Origin of the sequence: Rathayibacter sp. AY2B7, from assembly GCF_002931635.1 — a bacterium.
Lineage (GTDB): Bacteria > Actinomycetota > Actinomycetes > Actinomycetales > Microbacteriaceae > Rathayibacter.
In genome coordinates this window covers 1-2,692 of the sequence record NZ_PSUC01000186.1, presented here as the reverse complement: position 1 = coordinate 2,692, position 2,692 = coordinate 1, and the positions used below count along the sequence as shown (strand labels likewise).

The following is a 2,692-nucleotide window of genomic DNA, read 5'->3' as shown; positions in this document are numbered from 1 at the left end:
CTCTCCGATCTGACGCACGGCACGGAGGCGGGGCACGGAGCGGCGGCGGGGGCGGCCCTCCTCATCCGACCACATCGCGCCCGCGCGCTCGGACCCTTGCGCCGACGGGGCTCTCGTGCTGTGTTCCGGCCACCGTTCCGCGCCACGATGCCGGGCGGTCGTGCCGCCCCTCCGTGCCGCCCCTCCGTGCCCCGCCTCCGTGCCGTGCGTCAGATCGGAGAGGCGAACACCACCAGGTTGTCTCGGTAGCGGCCGATCGCCGTGTCGTACTCGCCTCCGCAGGTCACGAGGATCAGCTCCTCCTCGAGGGTCGCGCCGAAGACGCGGCCGGTGGGGAACGCGGCTTTCGCGTAGGACTCGACCTCCGTCACCCGGTAGCGGTGGTCGGAGCCGTCCACTCCGCTCACCGCGATCTCATCGCCCGGGGCGAGCTCGCCGAGGCGGAAGAAGACCGCGGGACCGGACCGCGAATCGACGTGCGCCGCGATCACGGTGCGGCCGCTGCCGCCCGGGCGCCCGCCTCCCGAGAACCAGCCGACGTCGTCGTAGTCCACCGGCACCTCCATCGCCCCGTCCGACTGGATGCCCAGGGCGATCAGCGGCTCGTCCAGGCCCATCGCGGGCACGCTCAGCCGGGCGGGCTCGACGCCGACGGTCCGCGCAGGCGCGGCAGCGGCGGGGTCGGGCGCGGGGACCGGGGGAGGAGTGACCGGGGGAGGAGTGACCGGGGGAGCAGTAGCGAGGGCCGGAGGCGCGGGCGCGCTCGCCGGCGTCTCCGCTCCTCCGCTCCCGTTCGCGGCGGCGCACCCCGCGAGGAGCAGCACGGCGCACAGTGCCGCCGCGCCGCTCCTCGACCGGGTGCCCACGATCAGGAGGCGGTGCGCCGGCGGGCGACGACCACTCCGGCCGCGCCGAGGGCGGCGACGGCTCCGAGGCCGGCCATCGCGGCGAGACCGGACGTGCCCGTGGCGTCGCTCCCGGCGGCGGTCGCCCCGCCACCGGTCTGGAGGCCGCCGACCGGCACCTGCGAGAGCTGGCCGCGGACGACGCCCGCCGCGTACGAGGCCGTGTGGGAGTCGCCCGCGAAGGCGGCGGGATCGGCCTCGAGGGCCTTGAGCGTGAATCCGGCGCCGGTGTCGGCCCCGTTCGCCTGGATGCCCGTGGTGAAGGGGCCCTGCAGGCAGCCGCTGCTGGCGCGGGGGCCGTCTCCGACCGGCGCCGGGTTCGGGAACGCGATGCGCGGCGGGCCCGCCTTGCCCAGCGCCGCCTGGTGGATGTGCGTCGCGGTCTTCGCGGGGCTCTGGTAGTCGCCGGTCACGCCGGTGAGGGTGATGTCGTAGCAGATGATGTCGAGGTCGCTGTTGACCCGGAAGGTCATCTCGCCCGTGGCGCCGGGCTGGCCGGGGGTCGCGGCGGAGTCGGCGTTCACGACCTGGTCGGGCGTCGCCATCACCGTGAAGGCGCTGGTGAACGAGGACGGCTCGGCGACCTCGGTCTCGGCCTGGGCCGGCGCGGCGGCGAAGAAGGAGGCGGCGGCGACGGCGGTGATGCCGCCCAGGGAGAGCAGGCGGCGGCCGGCGCGGTTCCGCGCGGGGGACGTCTTCGTCATGGTGGAGCCTTTCGATCGCGAGCGCCGAGCGGGCCCGATGCAGGGAGTACGGCCGGAAGCGGCGCCGCGTTCACTCCATCTGAGAGGATCTTCACGGAGACGGTCCTCGCCTCCGATGAACGCCGCCGCCGCCGCGGCCGTACCCCCTTCCGACGGACCACCGGTCCCGACGAGGAGGCGGTGTGGCGCGCACGGCGACGGCACGACGAGACGAAGGGCCCGCGATGCCGCGCGAGCACTCGGAGGTCCCGGCTCCCGTGGTGCGCCTCGAGCCCCGGACGGCGGGGTTCGACCCGGCCGCCGCCTTCGACGAGCACGGGTCCGCCCTGCTCGGCTTCGCGCTCAACGCCCTGCGCGACCGCGGCCTCGCCGAGGACTGCGTGCAGGAGACGTTCCTGCGCGCCTGGCGCTCGCGGGCGAGCTACTCCGCCGAGCGCGCCAGCACCCGCACCTGGCTCTTCGCCATCGCCCGCAACGTCGTCATCGACGTGCACCGCTCGCGGCAGCGCCTGCCGCGCCTGGTCGAGGCCGAGGTTCTGGAGGAGGTGCCCGCGGAGGACCGCGACCCCCTCGAGCCGCTCGCGATCGCCGAGGCGCTCGCGCGGCTCTCCGCCGAGCACCGGCAGGTCGTCGTCGCCGTCCACCTGAACGGCGAGACCTACGCCGAGCTGTCGGCCGCCACGAGCGTGCCGGTCGCCACCCTGCGCAGCCGCGCCTTCTACGCTCTCCGAGCGCTCCGCGGTCACCTCGCGGGCGCCGGACCCACCGACGAGGAGAGATCGTGATCGACCGAGACCAGCCCGACGGAGACCAGCCCGGCGGCCGCCGCGAGGAGCTCCTCGCCGCGGCCCTCGCCGGCGACCTCTCCGCCGAGGAGACGCGGGAGTTCGAGAGCCTGCGCGCCGCCGACCCCTCGATCGACCGCGAGCTCGCGTCGTTCGGCGCGGTGGTCGACCGGCTCGGCGCGCTGGGCCGCTGGGAGGAGGCGGAGCCGTCGCCGGAGCTGCGGTCGCGCGTCGCGGCGCTCGCCGGGGAGCGGCCCGAGCGCGGGGAGAGTCTGCGTGCCTCGCGCCGCCGGGCCCC

The 2,692-nt window shown here is 76.0% G+C and carries 4 protein-coding genes; 2 read left to right on the top strand and 2 right to left on the bottom strand.

Translation table 11 applies throughout. The features are described 5' to 3' along the window. Positions 1-209: 209 nt before the first annotated feature. Entirely contained in the window at positions 210-626 is a 417-nt protein-coding gene (locus tag C5C27_RS18440; protein ID WP_258066844.1) for a class F sortase, read from the bottom strand. A 242-nt stretch (positions 627-868) separates the two neighbouring features. Beyond that, positions 869-1,609, bottom strand: coding sequence for a CHRD domain-containing protein (locus C5C27_RS17145; protein WP_104315002.1), 741 nt, complete (start codon positions 1,607-1,609; stop codon positions 869-871). Positions 1,610-1,833: 224 nt separating this feature from the next. Here C5C27_RS17145 and C5C27_RS17140 point away from each other — a divergent pair, with 224 nt between their 5' ends. Next, a complete protein-coding gene (locus tag C5C27_RS17140; protein ID WP_104315001.1) occupies positions 1,834-2,394 on the top strand; it encodes a sigma-70 family RNA polymerase sigma factor in 561 nt (186 codons plus the stop codon). Then, positions 2,391-2,692 (top strand): hypothetical protein (locus C5C27_RS17135; protein WP_219813202.1); only part of this gene is annotated, 302 nt, incomplete at its 3' end. The genes C5C27_RS17140 and C5C27_RS17135, both read left to right, overlap by 4 nt.

What these genes read in the sequence shown, in the direction of transcription:
- C5C27_RS17145 (WP_104315002.1), bottom strand. Translation starts at nt 1,609, where the DNA reads ATGACGAAGACGTCCCCCGCGCGGAACCGCGCCGGCCGCCGCCTGCTC.
- C5C27_RS17140 (WP_104315001.1), top strand. Translation starts at nt 1,834, where the DNA reads ATGCCGCGCGAGCACTCGGAGGTCCCGGCTCCCGTGGTGCGCCTCGAG.